The organism is Wolbachia endosymbiont (group A) of Opomyza germinationis (genome assembly GCF_964264765.1).
GTDB lineage: Bacteria > Pseudomonadota > Alphaproteobacteria > Rickettsiales > Anaplasmataceae > Wolbachia > Wolbachia pipientis.
Map to the genome: position 1 here is coordinate 948,454 of NZ_OZ183482.1, position 19,281 is coordinate 967,734.

The following is a 19,281-nucleotide window of genomic DNA, read 5'->3' on the forward strand; positions in this document are numbered from 1 at the left end:
ATTAACTAACATTACTAATGTGATGAAAAACTTTGAAATTACGATTGAGAATGCTTTAAGCTTAGCTATTGAAACTAAACCTTTATACTCCATAGTCTATTCTTAACATTACATGACAATAATACACAATTGTTGTACTTGATGCAAATAAATTTTTTAATCGTTAAGCGAACCTGCAACCGTCATTTCGCTAACTTTAATCGTTGGTGAATTAAATTGCCCACAAAAAGTTAGATCATCTGCAACGACTAAATTGCTAAACATATCCTTCAAATTGCTAGCAATGGTAATCTCATGTATTGGATACGTTATTTTTCCATTTTCTATAAAAAATCCGGAAGCGCCTTGGCTGTAATCGCCATTGATTAAATTGACACCAAAACCAAATAAATCAGTTACATATATTCCCTCTTTCACTTCCTGAATTAATTCTTCAAACGATACATCACCATTCTCAATGTAGAGGTTACTAGCTGCAGGAATAACTGCAGCATTACTTGCACGAGTTGCACTTCCGGTTGTTTCTGAGTCTAATTTTCTAGCCGAGTATAAGTCTAAAATCCAATTTTGTAATATTCCGTTTTTTACAAATATATTTTTCTTGCTAGTTATCCCTTCTCCATCAAATGGTCTCGATGCTATGCCTCTTGGCAACAATGGATCATCGATAATATTAATTCTATCGTTGAAAATCTGAGCGTTTAAACTACCCCTCAAGAAAGAACTGTTGCTTATAATACTGCTCCCATTTATAGCAGAAGCAAAACTTTTTACTAGCCCTTTTGCTGCTCTTTTTTCAAAAATAACTGGAAATTTACCAGTTTTCATTGTACGTGAATTCAATTGATCAACTGCTCTTTTTGCTGCTTCTTTTCCCATTAACTCTGGCAACTTTAAATCACTAAAATTACATGCTATATCATAATCGTAACCAACCTTCATTTCACTTTCTCTTCCAGCAACAACAGAGACCTGATTAGCAAAGGTTGATTTACTAAACGAGCCAATAAAACCAGAAACAGTCGATAATACTGTATTCACTAAAGCGTATGAAGAAGAGGCTCCTTCAGAATTAGTGATACTCTTATGTGCAAGGGCTGAATTTTCTGCAGCTTCAGCAATTTCTTTTAGGTTATCAACGGTTACAACATTATTATCTGAGATACTTAAATCTGCAGAAGAGATATAATTACTACCATTTACAGCAAAATTAATGCAAGGATCTTCTGGCGCATTCTTTGCCATTTCTACCACTTGGCTTACTGTATCACTCAGATTATTCAAATCGTTTGTAGAAATATACGCAGCTTTGTTTTTACCTGCTATAGCTCTGATTCCTACAGTGCAATTTTTAGATTGTGATATTTGCTCAATTTTTGATAGACGCTGAGAAACTGAAGTCTTATTAGTTTCATATATTGTAACTTCCGCATCTTGATTTTGCTTTTTTATTAGTTTAGTAATATCTGCTGCAATATTTAATATATTCATTTTCTATTCCTTAGATTTCTATAAAGATTCTGCACCACCTATAACTTCAATTAAATCAGTCGTAATCGCTGCTTGACGAGAACGATTATAAAGCAATGCTAATTTGTTCAGTATCTCTTTAGTGTTTCTGTTTGCTGATTCCATAGCAACCATTCTAGCACTATTCTCACTCGTTGCACTTTCAAGTAAAGCAGAGTAAAGAGCAATTACAACGTAATCTTGAACCAAAGATTTTAAAATAAATTCAATATTTTGTGGTTCATACTCATAGCCGTAATCTGTTGTTGGACCAGCCAGAGAGCTATCAATCAAGGATGAGTCTTTACTCCATGGTTTTATTGTTTCCAACATTGGTTTTTGCGTGAAGGTATTATAGAATTTACTATAAAAAACTTTAACTTTATCGTATTTACTTAAATCTATACCATCAACCAAAGCTTCTACGTGCTTTAACGTGATTCCCTTACTATTTTCAATTTTTAAGATACTTTTAGAGTCAAATCTATTTTTACCTACATCAAAAGCTTTTTTACCAAGAAATACAATATCTACTTTTTTGCCATTTGCGATTGACTTATTTACACGCTCTTGACTAAATTTGACAATAGAAGAGTTAAAGTTGCCGCACAAGCCACGATCAGACGCAATAATGAATACTAGGTAAGAACCGTCGTTACTGACATTTAGAATTTTTGCCAGTAATTCTTGATCAACTGATAGCATTAATGAAAAAATAATGTTATGCAGCTTAGATACATATAATTTTGAATTTAATAACTTCTTTTGGCTTTGTAACAACTTTGCTGCAGAAACCATTTGCATTATTTTCGTGGTTTTCTGTACAGACCTAATATTCTTAATTCTTAAGGATAATTCCTTTAAGCTCTTCATTTTGTATACAACCCTGATTTATTAAAATATATAACTGTTAGTGTCTAAAAGCAAGTTTTTTTGACATTAAAACCAAGTCTAGCTAAGAAACTTGCAGGTTTATTGTTTGGAGATAAGGATTATATTAAGAAAGTGCTCTAACTTCAGCAATATCAATGTGAAAGTAGCCTAATGGTAATTTCTACACTTTGTGGAATTTTATAATATATAATAAACACAATTAAAACTATTACAACTTGAACACTTATGATCCCATTGTTCTAGTTCCCTGTTACAATTTTTACATTTCCAGCCTGGATCAGGCAAAGCTTCTGAGCCCATCTTGTTTAGCCAATAAATTACCTTGTCGTGTTCTTGCAATGTAACCTTGAGTTGTATTACAATAAAGTAGATTGACATGTAATTAGCTTTTTTCATAGCAGTATCTAAATATTGACTTGCAAGATCATATTTACCTGAACTCATTGAGGACAAAGCAAGTAAACAGTAACTAAAATAATAATCAGGGCGTAAGTTGTATAGTCTTTCAGCACCTTTACTATTTAAATTGATGTACATTTTAGCTGACTGAGGAGTAGGATTTACTGTATACTCTGCCTCTAGCACTGCAGAAGCTTTTCTGATTTTTCCAAGTTTAATATATAATTCTGCCTTTAAATAATTGATGGGCTGAAAAATTGCACTATAACGTTGTGCTCTAAATAAAGACTTTATAGCCTCCTTAAAATTTCCTTTACTTTCATATTGCTTTGCTAAAGCGCAATAAAACACTGCAAACATTTCTTTATGATCAAAGGGGAGAAAAATATTGGACTTAACTGCTTCCTTCAACCTCAAAATTGCATTAATCCAATCTTCTTTCAATATGCAATGCTCTATTTGAAAGGGAATAGATAGCATTTTATCGTTAATTGAACTAGAGCAATATTCTATAAATTTTTGAAAGACTACTTTTTCTTGTTTGAGGTGGACAATCAGCTTATTGGCTAGAAGTAGAGCTAAGTTACGATTTTTATTTGCAATATTTGTTAAACCGTTACTGAAAAAGCTGTAATTTCCCGTCTTACCTGAGTTAAAGAGCTTTATTAAAGACAACCTATCGCTCTCCTCACTCAGACTTTTAACTAGCTTTTGGGCATTCTCTATATTGTCTAAGTCTATGCTAAAGAAAGCTTCAAAGAGAAGCAATTCTTCCCTATCCCTTCTTCTATTTCTTATGTTGGCAAATGTTGATGAAATGGAGGAAAAAAAGCGTACAAGTGTAATTAATAAAAATAATAAAACTACACAAGTAAAAATAATGAAATATAGATCAATACTTATAGTGTAATTGCCTAATTCCAATTTTATTACTTCACCACTTACCTTGACCCATATACCAAATAAAAACGAAAAAGCGAAAATTATAAAATAAATCATGAGATATATTGTAATAAGTGATGATATATTGTTGAAATATTCTTAGAAGCTACAATAAAACCATTCAATTTATTCAGCCATAGCTTGAATTCTGAATGCGTTAAATTGCTTACTGTAACAGTTATATTTTGCCAATCATTATCATTTATTGACTCCTCAATTTCTGCGAATTTTACTCTTAATGGATCATTTCGGTCGTCTACCTTTATCCAGTTTGAAATGATTTTTTTAGACAATGTACTTTTGTTGTAATCGATAGTATCAATAGTTTTTTCAAAAGATAACTTCAATTCGTGTAAGGTATTTATCTCTTTCAAATTTTCTAATTCATCTACTGCATTTTCTATCTCTGGATCGTCAAGCTCTGATATCAAAGGCTTTATTGAATTTATATGGTTATCAAATTTTGCTTCTCGCAATAACGAATTCTTCATTTTAACCACAAGTAATAGCAATTTTGCAAGGTTCTTACATCTTGAGTTATTATCACCTTGCTCACATTGAGTATGCTGACTTCTCTTGAGGTCAAATATCTTTTTTTCTATTCTAGATTGATTAACTTCAAGCAACATTCTAAATTCATCCATGTTTTCCGTTAAAGCTTTCACATTGTTTTCACTCTCTTGCTGATTTATTTTTAAAAAGATTATGTTATTTATTGTGATGTAACCGGTAAATAACAATACAATTAAGAACCAACCTATGTACTTTTGCTGAGTATCATTCATAACGTAGTATCTCCGCAGGATCTTGTGCAGCTGCCTGCAACGCAGGAGCAATTGTCGCTAAAAATGATAAGAGTAACGCAAGTGCAGAAATATTTACTACGTCTTGGGGTACTAATATCACTGGCAAACTTGAAAAAAAGTATATCATAGGATCAAACAGCTTGACGTTAGTAATGTTTTCTAAAAACACTCTAATGCTTTCGATATTGAGAGAAAAAACGACACCTATAATACAGCCAAGACAAGTTCCCGTAAAACCGATTAATAGACCACAAGCGCAAAATATACGCATAATGCTTCCACTTGTTGCACCAAATGTACGCATAATTGCAATCGCGGATTTCTTTTCTTGCACTATCATCATTAAATTTGAGATAATATTAAACGCTGCTACAACTATAATCAAAGTGAGAATTAAAAACATCACATTTCTTTCAGTTTTTAAAGCACTAAAATAATGGCTTTGCTGTGATTGCCAACTTTCAGCTTCCATTCCTATTTCTTTTTCTATAGCATCTGCCAGCTTATCAGCTCTAGTAACGTCGTCTACAAGTACTTCTATATTTTTTATGCTATTTTTATAATTAAAAAAGGCTTGTGCTGATTTTAGAGGCATATATATCAAGGTATTATCATACTCAAACATACCCATATCAAATATTGCTATAACTTTATATTTTTTCATTCGCGGCATTTCACCAAGTAATGCATCAAATTCTTCAGATGATATAAACGTAATTTCGTCGCCATAGTCAATGTTCAAAACTTCTGCTAAGCGTGCTCCTATTATTATCCCTTCATCAAATTTTTTTACATCACCTATAATTACATTATTTGTAACGGCAGTACTATCAAGCAAATCTTTAGTTGACACACCTCGCACTACGCTACCTGCAATTTTACCATTTGCTACAATAATAACTTGATCATTGGTCATAGGAGTAGCTTTTAATATACCAGGAATTCTCTCAATAGATTTTGAAACTGCGTAGTAATCTGAATTTATGTTCCTATCAAAATAAACGTTAATATGGCCATCAATGCCAAGTATTGAGTCAAGCAACTTTGCTCTGAATCCGTTCATCACAGACATCACCACTATTAGTGTTGCAACTCCAAGGGCAATGCCGATAATAGAGAACAAAGTCATTATAGAGCAAAATCTGGCATTTCTTGCTCGCAAATAGCAAGCAGCCATAGTAATTTCAAAGGCAATGGACATTACAAAATATTTTGAGGTTAGACATTATATTTTTGAAACTTCGTATAATTGTAGACTTTTCTTTATTTAAAAACTAGAGATTTTTGCTTCCTTAAATTTAGCAGACTTATAGAGTATCTTTAACATTAGAATTTCAAAATCTTCCATATACATCATCCAACCTCACTATATCATTATCAGATAAATGCTCTCCTATCTGAAATTCAACTATTTCAAGTGGAGAGCTTGTGCTTTTATAACATAGAAAAAATCAAGAATATTATTGGGTTTATTCAATAAGTTATAATTCTTTCCTTCCATAATTTTCAAATTGTACAACTAGTTGCTTTACATTTACATCTGTGAGAAGAGCATTTTTGCTAACATGAGGTCTCGGATCAGATTTTGCTGATAAGGGATTCATCTGAGATATTTCATCCCTCATTGGAAATAAGCGAGATTGGGAAGCAACTTTTGGTGATGGCCTAGTTTTTTTCTCCACATCTATATTCACTTGTGCAACAGGAGGGGTCCTGCTTTCAATAGTTTGCGCATTAGGACTTTCTTTTGCTTGATTTTGTTTGAATTTTTTTCTTATCTCTTGTACTTTAATATCGATATTATAATTAATTTCTTTTTCCATAGAAGATACTACCATTTCTAGCTTTGTGCTTGATTTTTGATCAGTATGACCTAACTTTTTAAGTTTTAGTGGTAATTCAGGTTTATCTTTAGTTGATTTAGGAACAGTTCCTACTACTTTTGGTTTTTGTCTAACTTCTTGACCAGCAGTAAACATTTTTTTTGGCAATGGGGGTGCTATTGATGGTTTTGGCAATATTGGAGGTTTAGATTGTTGTTTTTGTTTAAGTTCTCTTTTTGCTTCCATATGTTCTTTAGGAACTGTTACATAAATTAGCTCTTCTCTAGGCGATTTTGAACTTTGTGAATTTTCTGTTAAAATTTTACTCTTCTTCTCTTGATAATTTGATATCTCTTTGTATCCAGGCTTTTCATCTAATGAATTTCCATGGCCTGAATCATTATAATTAACTTCTACTTGTCTATCTTCTTTTAGAAAACTGCGTTCTGGCTTTTCTGGAGCTATTGCAATATTTCCTCTTTCAACTTGCTCCAAACCTGAAATTTTACGATAAGCCTCTAGATATTCAAAGATTGTCATTGAAGTAGGAGGAGGTAATTTATCAATAAAACTACTTATATTCTTAACTGGAACATTTCTTCCCGAGATTCTATTCAATATTTCCTTTAATATCTTAAGACCTGATGGCTTTCCATTCATCGATTTTACATAATCAATTGAGTCACTACGTATAACAAACTTAGCTACATCTTCTGCCTTATCTGTAAAACGCTTTAATGCCTGAGATAAATCCCTTACCGTTTTATTATAATGTCTAATAGTTACTAACTCATCTCTTGCTTTTATAGCTTCTTTAAGGAAACCGAGATTTTCTCTATAATTGTCACTTTTAAATGGATCCTTCATATTAATTACAACTCATTATTTATTAAAATATGGGTATAGGTTTAAAATATTAAGATTTAGTAAATATTATTTTTTACATAAAGCAGCTATACCCATATTATAAATTGCCAACAAATGCATTTATGGCGTTACCATATTCTTCCATATACATCATCCAATCTCACTATATCATTATCAGATAAATGCTCTCCTATCTGAAATTCAACTATTTCAAGTGGAAAGCTTGTGCTTCTATTTTCAATCCTATGGGAAACTTCCCTTGGGATTTCTATCATATGGTCCTTTGCTATAGCATATTCTTTGTCTTCTAAACTAACATATCCAACTCCTGATAGCACTATATGGTATTCATCTCTATAGTGATGGAATTGCTTAGAAGTGCAGCTTAATGGATTGATAAAAAGATATTTTATAAGAAAATTTTCGCTCATTAAAATTATACTACAAAATCCCCATGGTTTAACTTCTTTCCTTATCACCTTTACTTTCTTAACTTTATGAATAAATGAAATTAGACTTTTGTTTGGTTGCTTACAAGCTCCACTCAATAAATTTTTATTACTTTCTGTCGTTGAAACTGGTTCTTTTTCTCTAATCACATGCTGAAATGATGCCGGTTCTTTACTAAACTTCTCACTCAATTCTAAAACTGAATTCCAAGTTCCAACATCCAACCAATCGAAATTAGCTTCTATCATTGCAACGTTTTTTGCTTTCTCCATCACCAAGTAATCAATGGATATGCCTTCAATTCCTGCAAAATCTCGTTGTTTTAAATACAGAAATCTCTCTTGCGGTGTGAAATATTTAAAACATAAATTGTAAAGATTCGGGGCAGATTTTTTAATCTCATCTATGTAGCGTTTTGCTTTAAGAGGTTGTCCGGAAACTAGTAAATTCAAGCATATTCCCTCTTTAACATAACCCTACTCATAGCTAGGTATATGAAATTCTCAGTGGATGTTGTGAGTAAATCATACTCCTTCGATAGCCTTCTATTCCTATTAACCCAAGCAAAAGTCCTTTCTACAACCCATCTTCTTGGCTGTACTTTAAACCCTTGTTCTCTTGTTGGTAGTAGCTCAGGTGGCGTATCTTTGTGCACCCAAAATCTACATGGAGGCCTTTTAACAATTTCAATATCTATGTCATATTCTTCCTTTATGTGATTCTTTAAATTTCTTCCTTGGTATCCCATGTCAGCCCACATTTTTTTAACTTTAGTATATTTTGTTCTCATATTGTTTAATGCTATTTTAATACCATCTCTATCATTTTCGTTAGCAGCGCCTACGTAACAACCTAGTATAAAACCCTGAGTGTCTGTAATTATATGCCTTTTTCTACCCTTTACTTTTTTACTTCCATCATAGCCTTTGATCCCCCCTTTTCTGTAGTCTTTACAGATTGACTATCTACTATACAGGCACTCGGCTGCTCATTCCTTCCTATTTTTCTTCTACTATATTTTGTAATTTCATAATTCATTTTCTCAAAAATTCCCTGCTTCTTCCATTGCCTGAACTGCTCATACACAGTCTTCCATAGCGGAAAATCATTTGGTAAATACCGCCATTGACACCCTGTACGCAATACATAGAAAATTGCTTCTAATATTTCTCTTTTGCTATACTTTGGCGGCCTTCCTCCTTTCTTGTATGATACTCTGAAGTGTTTTTCTATTCTTGCCCATTCCCTTTCGCTTAGATCTGTTGGATACTTTTTTCTCATCTTTACCCCGTACTAAAATTTCAGATATTATAGCCTTTTACTTGTTTCCGGACAACCTCTAAACACAAATATTCCAGAGTTCCAATAATGATCGTTACTTAACTTACGCTCGGGCTTTTCTGTAAAATCTTTCACTATATGACATTTTTCTTTCTGATCATATACTGCATTTATATAGCCGTATTCAGAATTGAATTCATGAGGCTTAACCCCAAAAGTGACTATAGAGTTAGTTTCAGAGGCTAACTTAGACGCTTTTTGAGTAGAAGCATAAAAACTATTCAAATCACCTATAAAATGGTCTGAAGGCAGAATTAACATTGTCTCGTTTTCATTGCAGAGAAGTGCAGCAATTAATATTGCCGCTGCTGTTCCAATTTTCACTGGTTCGAAAATCACTTTATATTCTTGCAGTGCATGCAATTCCTCCATCACTAATGACTCGTACTGTATATTTGTAGCAATTATGGGCGGCATATAATCGCTTTTTAGCCTCAACAAAGTGTTGTGAAACATAGTGTTCTGACTAAATATTTTCTGAAATTGCTTTGGCTTAGATAAAGGCCAAAGTCTGCTACCACTACCACCACACAATATTACAGGGCGCATTTAGTTAAGATATTAATTAAATAATTAATATCTTATACTGAGGGCAAAATACATGCAAGTTTTTGTTGTGGAATAGTTAATAAAGAAAGTAAATGTTGATTTAAAGTAATTGCTAATGAGAGTGATCATGTGTAGCGCCTTGCCCTTGCTGTGAATTTCTTCTATTTTGTAATTCCTCAACATGACCTTTTCTTTTATCACTTAATATTTCATTACCCTTATTTTGTTCTTCCTCAGGACTCTTTAGTATTTCATTACTCTTGCTAACTTCTTTATCATCCCCTTGTTTCTTTGGCCTTCTAGCGTTAAGCTCATCCCATGTGCCCACTAGTGAATCACGATTCCCATGATCCGGCTTTAGCCTTTCTTCACCTTTAATAACATTAAAGTCACTTTTTGCTTCTTCCAAACATCCTTTCAGTTGGTGTTTCCACATGGTGTAGTAAGCATCACCATATTTTTTCTCATTTGCTACAAACAATAAAATTGGAGCCTTAAGTATGGTAGCTCCCATATCCACTAAATTTTTTACTGCCATTGCAGGAGTAAATAAAAGATAACCAAAAGACTTTGCAATTGGGTTTTGTTCGCTTATTAAATGCTCCCCTAACTTTATAGGAAGAGAAGTCAACAATTTAGTACAAACTTTAGCTAAACTTGTAGCAAAAACGATAGGAACAGATATAAGACTTTTATCTAGCTCTAGATTACCATTCTGATCTCTAATTTCTGAAAAATGGGTGCTTAGCTTCTTGTAATCACTAGTGTATAATAATTCTCCATTTCTTCCTTTTTCATCAACAACTTCCTGAACTTTACCTTCTTTATTTTTTACCTCTTTAGTTAGCACAGAAGAATTAGTTAATTCAAATGGATATTGAGGATCCTTAGTTTTTTCAGCTTCAAAAATTGGCACGTGTTTTTTCAAATCCATTCTCGAAAAGCCTAATGGCTCAAAATATGACTTATGCAACTCATTTATCGGAATTTGCTTACCCTGATTGTCTATATAATTGATAGTAAAATAAGATCTATCATTATCTTTATCTTTGGTAACTAAAGATAATCTGAAACTTGGTTGTTCTCCATTCTCATCTTTTTGACCATACAAAAGTTTATAGGTTGGATTTTTATCTTTATCTAGTATAGCATTTCCATGCATATCCCTGTTTTCTATGATTTTAGCAGACTGTACAATTTGATCATAATTTTTTGGATACTGGCATTTCCTTCCATCATACATCATTACCTTTCTAAGGTCTTCGACGTAAACTTGAGATTCAGGTGAAGTAAGCAGACCTTTTGCTTTAAGTGTAAGATCTATTGCTCCCTTTTTTAATGCTTCAAACATATTGTCAAACCAAAATCGCTATAATGCTATAGTTCAATAATAAAACTAGTACACTAATAATATATTAACACAGCACCGGTGATTTTACAAGAAAATATGCCTGTAGAAGATAAAGATTGTAAAAGCGAGGGTTATATAAGTAATGCTTGATAAGTACTTTATGCATGTAATTGTAAAAATCCTCAAAGGTACGCTGTGTATATAATCTTCGCATACTACCTGCATTCCAAGAACTGCGTGCCAAAAAATGCAAAACAACAATACAACAAAAAATAAAAGCTCTAGAGGGTGATTAATAAATTTTTCACTAAAAGACAAAGAGCTATCAGTATAAAATGTGCAAGAAAATGAATAGATAAACCAAGGAAACAGGAACAGTAAAATTACCGCAGAAACACGCTGAACCCACCAATGATGTACTGAATTTCCAGACTGACTCATATAAACATAAATAAAAAAGCCATAGTAGAAAGAAGTAGCGTTACTGTCAGCAGTATAGCACTCCTTGAAACGCCAGTAATTTCTAAATTAAGCCCAACATCCCACAATAAATGACGAATACCATTAAGAAAATGATATACAAAACTTATAAAACATAAGACATAAGCTAATTTAGCAACAGGAGTGAATAATAATGCATTTAAGTACCTTACTATAAGTAACTCAGGAAAGTAAACATGTAATATGAAATACCAAGAAAGTATCATTAATAAAAGGAATAGCAAGATACCAGTCAATCTATGCATAATAGAGAAAAAACTAGTAACTTGTACTTTATATATTTGTAAATGTGGAGAAAGAGGTCTATCACTCATAAAATTCCGTTATCGGGAAATTAAAATAAAGTAGAAGTAAAGACAGCAGTATAGCACATAACAACACCATCATTAAAAATGGTAAATTATGTGCAAAGCCTAAGGAGGTAATCCAGCTGCAGATTCCCCTACTGCTACCTTGTTACGACTTCACCCCAGTCACCGATCCCACTTTAAATAACTCCCTCCTTGCGGTTAGGTCGTTAGCTTCGAGTGAAACCAATTCCCATGGCGTGACGGGCAGTGTGTACAAGACCCGAGAACGTATTCACCGTGGCGTGCTGATCCACGATTACTAGCGATTCCAACTTCATGCACTCGAGTTGCAGAGTACAATCCGAACTGAGATGGCTTTTAAGGGATTAGCTTAGCCTCGCGACTTTGCAGCCCATTGTAGCCACCATTGTAGCACGTGTGTAGCCCACTCCATAAGGGCCATGATGACTTGACATCATCCCCACCTTCCTCCAGTTTATCACTGGCAGTTTCCTTAAAGTCCCCAGCATTACCTGATGGTAACTAAGGATGAGGGTTGCGCTCGTTGCGGGACTTAACCCAACATCTCACGACACGAGCTGACGACAGCCATGCAACACCTGTGTGAAACCCGGCCGAACCGACCCTATCCCTTCGAATAGGTATAATTTCCATGTCAAGGAGTGGTAAGGTTTTTCGCGTTGCATCGAATTAAACCACATGCTCCACCGCTTGTGCGGGTCCCCGTCAATTCCTTTGAGTTTTAATCTTGCGACCGTAGTCCCCAGGCGGAATGTTTAACGCGTTAGCTGTAATACAGAAAGTAAAACTTCCCATATTTAACATTCATCGTTTACAGCGTGGACTACCAGGGTATCTAATCCTGTTTGCTCCCCACGCCTTCGCGCCTCAGCGTCAGATTTGAACCAGATAGACGCCTTCGCCACTGGTGTTCCTCCTAATATTTACGAATTTCACCTCTACACTAGGAATTCCTCTATCCTCTTTCAATCTCTAGATTAGCAGTTTTAAAAGCAATTCCAAGGTTGAGCCTTGGGATTTCACTTTTAACTTACTAATCCGCCTACGCGCCCTTTACGCCCAATAATTCCGAATAACGCTAGCCCTCTCCGTATTACCGCGGCTGCTGGCACGGAGTTAGCCAGGACTTCTTCTGTGAGTACCGTCATTATCTTCCTCACTAAAAGAGCTTTACAACCCAAAGGCCTTCTTCACTCATGCGGCATGGCTGGATCAGGCTTTCGCCCATTGTCCAATATTCCCCACTGCTGCCTCCCGTAGGAGTCTGGACCGTATCTCAGTTCCAGTGTGGCTGATCATCCTCTCAGATCAGCTATAGATCATTGCCTTGGTAGGCTATTACTCCACCAACTAGCTAATCTAATATAGGCTCATCTAATAGCAATAAATTTTTCCCCCGTAGGGCGTATACGGTATTAGTTGCCGTTTCCAACAATTATTCCGTACTACTAGGTAGATTCCTATACATTACTCACCCGTCTGCCACTAAGTTATACCATAGCAAGCTACAATATAACTCCGTTCGACTTGCATGTGTTAGGCCTGCCGCCAGCGTTCATTCTGAGCTAGGATCAAACTCTCAAATTTAGACTTCAACCTATAAAAGGTTGAGGGTACATCGGATAAATCCGACAAAAAATAATTTAGCTTAATACTGCTGTCTTTATTTCTACTTTAGAAATATTTTAATCTCCAACTATTCAAACAACTTTAAGAATATTATTATGTGATATAATCACTATGTCAATATGTTTTTGCAAATCAAAAGCATTAATGTATAAATATATAACTATTCAGAATATTACCATGAAAAAATACATCTTTCTGCTTGCACTCGCGCCAATGTTAGTTGGCATCACATTATACTTATTGCGCAACATTGATAACACAAAACAATCTATAACTGCAGGTGACAAGTTTTACGAAGTATTATTCTTAAAAAAAGATAATAAGCCGCTGCTAGAAGAAATAGATTCAAATTGGGAGTATTTAGCAAATTTTGAACGCGCATTCAATCATATCTCAGATTCAATGCCAACAGACACAGCATCTATTTATAATGATTTGGCAGATGATAAAGATGCTCCTAATGTTTTGCGTGAGTTAGCACAATATTTAGAAGTAATGAGCTTACTTCACTCCAACGGTGAAAAAATAAATAAAGACAAAATTGATAATTTAGAATCAAGCACAGTGTATCCTTATTCAAGCCAAGAAGCTATCGCTGTAGTAAAGATACATAATAACGACATTAAAGGTGCAACTGAAATATTGCGTTCCCTATTAAATGATAGAAAATGCCCTATCCTAATCAAAGCTAATGCACAAGAATTACTCAGGATATATGGGAGTTAACTCATTGGACTTTTTGCATAGCTTTTGGCAGCGCATCGGATGAAACGAAAAAACTTACTTGACACCCTTCGCCAGCGCCCTTATCATGATAGTGAAGCTATTGTATTTGCTTTCGCCAATCTGCAGATTAAAAGGTAAGGATTACTTAATGTATCGGCGTCTTATGTTCAATTTTTTGCAGTATATAGATACTGTATGTCTTTACAAAACTTCATCTACATCTAGATTTTTATCTAAATAAGCTGAACGCGCTTATAAAGCGTTACAAGACATCAAAAAATGCCAATACTCGACAGAGATAGTAAAAGACTAGCTAACTCGGGGGTTCTTTGTCTTTTTTTCTGCTTAGTAAACTTCTTAAACATTTGCAGCGTAAGTTAGTTGCAATTAAAAGCAGCTTAATCTTGCTTTTCAAGCGTTTAAAACATAAAAAACGCCAATATTTTAAAGCGGATAATAACCCCAGGGCTTCTTTTGCCTTTTTTTTCATTTGGTAAATTTCTTAATATTTATGGCTAAAGATTGCACGAATGTTGCAATTACAAAAACGATTTCTACTAGGGTGTCATCCCAGTGCGTGACACTGGAATCCAGCCTTTATTATGCAGCCACTTGGTTGAAATTAAGTCTTCTGGATCCCAGTGTCAGCTACTTGGATGACACCATTCTTTTTCCTGGATCCAAGTAGTCAGGGCACTGGGATGACAGCTACCCTGACAATCGTCATCCCGCTGCTTGTTAGCGGATACCGCGGCGGTATGACGTAGAAGTTATACTTTTATGCTTACCAACTTAATAAAATTCCTGGATTCCAGTGTCAGCTACTTTCATGACACCAACAGTTGATATTGGTTTGTTGCTTTGCTAGCCAACTACTAGCTATGCCTCAAGTTTCCTATTCAAAATTTTCAATATCAAATCCAATTCATTTGGATTATCATACCGTATCATAACTTTACCCTTAGAATTGTTGTCATTAATTTTGATCTTTAAACCAAGTTGAGAAGATATAGCGCCTTCTATTACTGTCATATCTTGATTTCTAGTATATCTCTGCTCTTTTTGATTGTTGTTTTGATGTAGGTCCTTTATCAGTTTTTCAGTTTGTCTAACGCTTAAGCCCTGAGAAACTATTTTTTCTGCAATACTTTCCGCATTTTCAACATTAATCAACGCTCTTGCATGACCCATAGACAATTTTTTCTCATTGATCATTGTTTTCACCCTATCAGGGAGCAACAACATCCGAATCATATTGGTTATGTGGCTGCGGCTTTTGCCTATAGCTGAAGCTAATTCCTCATGTGTATAGAAAAACTCATCTATCAGTTTTCTGTAAGCTTCACCTTCCTCTATTGGATTAATATCTTGCCTTTGTATGTTTTCAATAATGGATACTTCCAAGCATTCCTTGTCGCTCAGATCTTTTATGATAACCGGTGCACTATCAAGATTTGCAATCTTGCTTGCTCGCCAACGACGTTCTCCAGCTATTATTTCATAATCATCATCATTTGAATCTTTGCGTACCACGATAGGCTGTATAATGCCACTTTTCTTTATCGAATTTGCAAGTTCTCTTAATGACTCCTCGTCAAAATGTTTCCTCGGTTGAAATTTGCTTGGGTGCAGTAATGAAATAGGCAAATGCTCTTGTCGATCTTCTTTATTATCATAATTATCGCCTATGAGGCCGGCAAGACCTCTGCCGAGGCGTCTATCATCCTTCATACTACGCCCTCGCTTACTAGTTTCTTCTCCTTACAACTGCTCGCGTGCTTTTTTAAAATTTCCCTTGCCAAACTTATATATGCTTGTGCACCAGGACACTTAAGATCATACACAATAGCGGGTTTTCCATGAGAAGGCGCTTCTGATAACCGTACGTTACGTGGAATAACAGTCTCATACAATGGGATGATAGTTTTGTATACTTTATCATTTAAATACTGGCAAATATCGTTTTTAATCTGTTCACTGAGTTTGTTGCGCCTGTCATACATTGTTAACACTATCCCTTCTATTGCCAAAAAAGGGTTTAGGTTATTCCTTTTTATTAGCTCCACAGTTTTAACTAAATGGCTTAATCCTTCCAGAGCAAAAAATTCACACTGAAGAGGAACAATAATAGAATTAGCAGCAGTCAAAGCATTTATGGTCAGAAGCCCAAGTGATGGAGGGCAATCGATGATTATATACTCATAATTATCGCGTATCTTCTCCAATGCGCTTTTTAGTACGAATTTTCCTCGCTCAAGTTGCGATAATTCAATTTCTGCAGCTGACAAATCAACTACTGACGAAATTAGCGATAAATTCGGAATTTCCTTTATATTGAAAATTGCCGATTCTATCAATTTATTTTCGCTGCTTAGTAGTATTTTGTATATGTTTTTTTCTTCCCTACTACGATAAGAAATCCCGAGTCCGGTGCTAGCATTTCCTTGAGGATCAAGATCTACCAATAAAGTGCTTTTTCCCACAGCAGCAAAGGCTGTCGACAAATTTATACTAGTTGTGGTTTTGCCAACTCCACCCTTTTGATTTACTATTGCAATAATCTTGCTCACGCCTTTTATCTTATGTATAAAATAATTCTATTGTATATATGCAAGAAACTTTTGCATTAGAAAATTTTTTTGTTGCTAACCACACTAAAATTAGACTGTCTTTTTTGCTTTGTGTAACACACTTTGAACCTTGTTTCCTAATTCATTCAGAGTGAATGGTTTTGGCAAAAAGTGAAAATCTTCTATATTGATGTCATCACTCTTTAAAAAAGCATCTTCTGCATACCCAGAAATAAAAATAACGTTGATATTTGGCCTATGGATCAATGCTTCTTTAACTATTTCTGGGCCGCTCACCTCTGGCATGATTACATCAGTGATTATAAGATCTATACGTTGACTTTTTTTACTGATTATTTCTGGCGCCTCGCTGCCTATGCTTGCTTCTATTACATCAAATCCTTTTCTTTTGAGTGCTTTAGAGATGAATTCCCTTACTGAATCTTCATCTTCGATTAATAAAATTATACCATTACCTTTAATTTCACTTACTACCGGTTTTTCTGTTTCTTCACTATCTTCCTCTCTATCATTTTCATCTGATATGTAAACCATGGGCAAAAATATGCTAAATTTAGTTCCATGATTTACTTTGCTAGCAACATAGATGTATCCTTCAGTTTGTTTAATAATGCCATATACAGTAGAGAGGCCAAGACCTGTACCAGAGGTAATATCTTTGGTAGAAAAAAATGGATCAAAGATCTTTTCAGTTGTATCACTCGTCATTCCACATCCAGTATCAATTACTTCAATCACAACATAATTTCCATGTTCAATCGCTTCCTTGTCTGGAGAAAACATATCCTGAGGTGTAGAATTTAATGAGTCAATCTTTTGATTAAAGGTTCGTATAGTTAATTCTCCGCCCTTTTCCATAGCAGCACTAGCATTGACTGCTAAGTTAAGTATAACTTGCTCTAATTGCCCTTGATCAGCCCTAACAGCACCCAAGTCTCTACCATAATAAATATTAAATTTTATATTTTCACCTATTAATCTTTTTATCATTTCATAAAGATTAGCTATAGTATTATTTACATCAATAATTTTTGGCTGCAAGGTCTGTCTTCTTGAGAAAGCAAGCAATTGTCTTACTAAATTTGATCCACGCTTTGCATTTTGCTGTATCTGTATTATATCTCCAAAAGATGGGTCACCAGCTGAGTGTTGGAGTAAAAGCAAATCGCAAAATCCTATTATCCCAGTCAATATATTGTTGAAATCATGCGCAATACCACCTGCTAACTGCCCTATAGCTTGCATCTTTTGATAATGCTCAAGCTTTATCTCTAGGTTTTTGTGTTCAGTATTGTCAATAAAATAACAAAGTATGAAGATCATTTTATTATGAAGAAACTTATTGAAATATATTTTTATGTTATTACCGCCGTTGAGCTGTACATCAAAAGACGCATTATTTATTCTATTACTCGAAAAATATTCACGTATTTTCACATGATAACTATCCAATATCAACGTAAAGATTGAATTATTATCTGACCCTGCAAGCTTTATTAGTGCCGTATTTTTCTTTACAAAGTTGCCGTTTATGTCACATTGTGCAATAGCAATTGATGAATTTGCAAAACAAGGGTGTAATTGATAATCAACAATATTTGATTCGGTTGGTGTTATAAAGCCATATATATAGCTATGGTTGTATTTATCACAAAATATAGCAGTGCTCATATAAGCCTTGAATGGAATACCACTTATAGTAAAAAACAAAATTTCATTATCGGTTGTTGTATTGTTATATTTAGATTGAGATATAAAATCACTGATTGAGCTACCTTTTTCCAGTTTTTTTAGTTCAAATATGTCTAAAAATCTTTTATTTACAGATAAAATCACCCCTTTGGCATTTGCAATGTAAGTTCCTATGCTGTGTTTTTCTATTAACTCTTCATATATCTGCTCCTTGTTTATCTGTGTTGCTTTTAATACAAAATACCCATCTGGCCTTGCTATTGGCACTAATGATAAATTTAAAATCTTATTACTATTTATAGCAATTTGGGGATTATCTGGTATCGGCTCAAAGAGCAAAAGAAAGTTAGATACTCTATTCTTCTTGTTTAAGGAAATGCATACCTGTACAGAAGAGTTATTTTTTAGTGCATGATAGAGTACTTTTTTGTCTGCTTCTGAAACATCTCCTATTTCAAGAATCTTGTCTAACGTAATGTCATCATCTATATGATCTTTAAACCTTTCGTAGAACCTTGCATCAGCATAAATAATACCTTCATCTTTATGTAAAATAAGGCAAAATTCTGTATTATGATTTAGTGCATTTGCAAATATTGCATTTTGAAATTCTATAGTATTAAGTAGGTATCTGTAGCGTTTTACATTATACATCATAAAGAGAGTTGTTAGAATGCTAACTAATAAATTAATCTCTATATTAATATGCTGACTATATATATCAAAAAAGTAGAGTATCGATATTGCTACTGGAGGTAAGAGCATAATAACTGCCATCACAACAATTGACATTCCATAATTTCTTAGTATGAAGTCAACCCTGTTCTCTTTTTTGTTATCTATGTATCTTTTATTCATTATTGTTACTTGGCATTGTTG

Annotated in this window: 17 protein-coding genes and 1 rRNA gene; 2 read left to right on the top strand and 16 right to left on the bottom strand. The window is 34.2% G+C overall.

The genetic code is table 11. From position 1 onward, the window contains the following. Nucleotides 1-156: 156 nt before the first annotated feature. The 13 genes from ACFEL3_RS04665 to ACFEL3_RS04725 form a co-directional block, all read right to left on the bottom strand. On the bottom strand, nt 157-1,491 hold the full coding sequence (locus ACFEL3_RS04665) for a TldD/PmbA family protein (RefSeq protein WP_010081974.1): 1,335 nt from the start codon (nt 1,489-1,491) through the stop codon (nt 157-159). 18 nt (nt 1,492-1,509) lie between these two features. After that, nucleotides 1,510-2,382, bottom strand: a complete 873-nt coding sequence (atpG, locus tag ACFEL3_RS04670; RefSeq protein ID WP_010081973.1) for an ATP synthase F1 subunit gamma — start codon at nt 2,380-2,382, stop codon at nt 1,510-1,512. A gap of 198 nt (nt 2,383-2,580) precedes the next feature. Beyond that, complete coding sequence (locus ACFEL3_RS04675) at nt 2,581-3,801, bottom strand: hypothetical protein (protein ID WP_007548692.1); 1,221 nt, start codon at nt 3,799-3,801, stop codon at nt 2,581-2,583. Beyond that, a complete protein-coding gene (locus tag ACFEL3_RS04680; RefSeq protein ID WP_038199598.1) occupies nt 3,798-4,529 on the bottom strand; it encodes a hypothetical protein in 732 nt (243 codons plus the stop codon). Before ACFEL3_RS04680 ends, ACFEL3_RS04675 begins: the two co-directional genes overlap by 4 nt. After that, nucleotides 4,522-5,751, bottom strand: a complete 1,230-nt coding sequence (locus ACFEL3_RS04685; RefSeq protein ID WP_070357005.1) for a lipoprotein-releasing ABC transporter permease subunit — start codon at nt 5,749-5,751, stop codon at nt 4,522-4,524. The genes ACFEL3_RS04680 and ACFEL3_RS04685 overlap by 8 nt, the downstream gene beginning before the upstream one ends. A gap of 280 nt (nt 5,752-6,031) precedes the next feature. Then, on the bottom strand, nt 6,032-7,240 hold the full coding sequence (locus ACFEL3_RS04690; protein WP_070357004.1) for a hypothetical protein: 1,209 nt from the start codon (nt 7,238-7,240) through the stop codon (nt 6,032-6,034). 128 nt (nt 7,241-7,368) lie between these two features. Further along, nucleotides 7,369-8,142, bottom strand: a complete 774-nt coding sequence (locus tag ACFEL3_RS04695; protein WP_010963116.1) for a cupin domain-containing protein — start codon at nt 8,140-8,142, stop codon at nt 7,369-7,371. Further along, a protein-coding gene (locus tag ACFEL3_RS04700) for an IS5-like element ISWpi1 family transposase (protein WP_094189578.1) occupies nt 8,139-8,971 on the bottom strand; the annotation gives its coding sequence in 2 pieces (ribosomal slippage) (nt 8,139-8,602 and nt 8,602-8,971; 834 coding nt in all). The genes ACFEL3_RS04695 and ACFEL3_RS04700 overlap by 4 nt, the downstream gene beginning before the upstream one ends. Nucleotides 8,972-8,998: 27 nt before the next feature. Beyond that, nucleotides 8,999-9,580, bottom strand: a complete 582-nt coding sequence (locus tag ACFEL3_RS04705) for a sugar phosphate nucleotidyltransferase (protein WP_010963115.1) — start codon at nt 9,578-9,580, stop codon at nt 8,999-9,001. Between the two features lie 112 nt (nt 9,581-9,692). Beyond that, a complete protein-coding gene (locus tag ACFEL3_RS04710) occupies nt 9,693-10,931 on the bottom strand; it encodes a hypothetical protein (protein WP_010082038.1) in 1,239 nt (412 codons plus the stop codon). Nucleotides 10,932-11,015: 84 nt separating this feature from the next. Then, a complete protein-coding gene (gene sdhD / locus ACFEL3_RS04715; RefSeq protein ID WP_010963113.1) occupies nt 11,016-11,372 on the bottom strand; it encodes a succinate dehydrogenase, hydrophobic membrane anchor protein in 357 nt (118 codons plus the stop codon). Continuing rightward, nucleotides 11,369-11,746, bottom strand: coding sequence for a succinate dehydrogenase, cytochrome b556 subunit (gene sdhC / locus ACFEL3_RS04720; protein WP_010963112.1), 378 nt, complete (start codon nt 11,744-11,746; stop codon nt 11,369-11,371). Before sdhC ends, sdhD begins: the two co-directional genes overlap by 4 nt. 100 nt (nt 11,747-11,846) lie before the next feature. After that, nucleotides 11,847-13,351: ribosomal RNA gene (locus tag ACFEL3_RS04725) — 16S ribosomal RNA — on the bottom strand. A 153-nt stretch (nt 13,352-13,504) separates the two neighbouring features. Here ACFEL3_RS04725 and ACFEL3_RS04730 point away from each other — a divergent pair. Next, the gene (locus ACFEL3_RS04730; protein ID WP_010963111.1) at nt 13,505-14,119 is read left to right on the top strand and encodes a hypothetical protein; all 615 of its coding nucleotides are present in this window, start codon (nt 13,505-13,507) and stop codon (nt 14,117-14,119) included. 511 nt (nt 14,120-14,630) lie between these two features. Continuing rightward, nucleotides 14,631-14,807 (top strand): hypothetical protein, encoded by a 177-nt coding sequence (locus tag ACFEL3_RS06850; protein ID WP_410176927.1) that lies wholly within the window; start codon nt 14,631-14,633, stop codon nt 14,805-14,807. Between the two features lie 191 nt (nt 14,808-14,998). Here ACFEL3_RS06850 and ACFEL3_RS04740 read toward each other — a convergent pair whose 3' ends face one another. The 3 genes from ACFEL3_RS04740 to ACFEL3_RS04750 all read right to left on the bottom strand — a co-directional run bounded on the left by ACFEL3_RS04740 (nt 14,999) and on the right by ACFEL3_RS04750 (nt 19,260). Continuing rightward, on the bottom strand, nt 14,999-15,850 hold the full coding sequence (locus tag ACFEL3_RS04740) for a ParB/RepB/Spo0J family partition protein (RefSeq protein ID WP_265018005.1): 852 nt from the start codon (nt 15,848-15,850) through the stop codon (nt 14,999-15,001). Continuing rightward, nucleotides 15,847-16,689 (bottom strand): ParA family protein, encoded by an 843-nt coding sequence (locus ACFEL3_RS04745; RefSeq protein ID WP_006280226.1) that lies wholly within the window; start codon nt 16,687-16,689, stop codon nt 15,847-15,849. The genes ACFEL3_RS04740 and ACFEL3_RS04745 overlap by 4 nt, the downstream gene beginning before the upstream one ends. Nucleotides 16,690-16,779: 90 nt before the next feature. After that, entirely contained in the window at nt 16,780-19,260 is a 2,481-nt protein-coding gene (locus tag ACFEL3_RS04750; protein WP_265018004.1) for an ATP-binding protein, read from the bottom strand. Nucleotides 19,261-19,281 lie beyond the last annotated feature (21 nt).

Excerpts from the sequence above, each read along its gene's own strand:
- ACFEL3_RS04665 (WP_010081974.1), bottom strand. The coding sequence starts at position 1,491 with ATGAATATATTAAATATTGCAGCAGATATTACTAAACTAATAAAAAAG.
- sdhC (WP_010963112.1), bottom strand. The coding sequence starts at position 11,746 with ATGAGTGATAGACCTCTTTCTCCACATTTACAAATATATAAAGTACAA.
- ACFEL3_RS04675 (WP_007548692.1), bottom strand. The coding sequence starts at position 3,801 with ATGATTTATTTTATAATTTTCGCTTTTTCGTTTTTATTTGGTATATGG.
- ACFEL3_RS04710 (WP_010082038.1), bottom strand. The coding sequence starts at position 10,931 with ATGTTTGAAGCATTAAAAAAGGGAGCAATAGATCTTACACTTAAAGCA.
- ACFEL3_RS04750 (WP_265018004.1), bottom strand. The coding sequence starts at position 19,260 with ATGAATAAAAGATACATAGATAACAAAAAAGAGAACAGGGTTGACTTC.
- sdhD (WP_010963113.1), bottom strand. The coding sequence starts at position 11,372 with ATGAGTCAGTCTGGAAATTCAGTACATCATTGGTGGGTTCAGCGTGTT.
- ACFEL3_RS04705 (WP_010963115.1), bottom strand. The coding sequence starts at position 9,580 with ATGCGCCCTGTAATATTGTGTGGTGGTAGTGGTAGCAGACTTTGGCCT.
- ACFEL3_RS04690 (WP_070357004.1), bottom strand. The coding sequence starts at position 7,240 with ATGAAGGATCCATTTAAAAGTGACAATTATAGAGAAAATCTCGGTTTC.
- ACFEL3_RS04740 (WP_265018005.1), bottom strand. The coding sequence starts at position 15,850 with ATGAAGGATGATAGACGCCTCGGCAGAGGTCTTGCCGGCCTCATAGGC.
- ACFEL3_RS04680 (WP_038199598.1), bottom strand. The coding sequence starts at position 4,529 with ATGAATGATACTCAGCAAAAGTACATAGGTTGGTTCTTAATTGTATTG.
- ACFEL3_RS04685 (WP_070357005.1), bottom strand. The coding sequence starts at position 5,751 with ATGTCCATTGCCTTTGAAATTACTATGGCTGCTTGCTATTTGCGAGCA.
- ACFEL3_RS06850 (WP_410176927.1), top strand. The coding sequence starts at position 14,631 with ATGGCTAAAGATTGCACGAATGTTGCAATTACAAAAACGATTTCTACT.
- atpG (WP_010081973.1), bottom strand. The coding sequence starts at position 2,382 with ATGAAGAGCTTAAAGGAATTATCCTTAAGAATTAAGAATATTAGGTCT.
- ACFEL3_RS04730 (WP_010963111.1), top strand. The coding sequence starts at position 13,505 with ATGTCAATATGTTTTTGCAAATCAAAAGCATTAATGTATAAATATATA.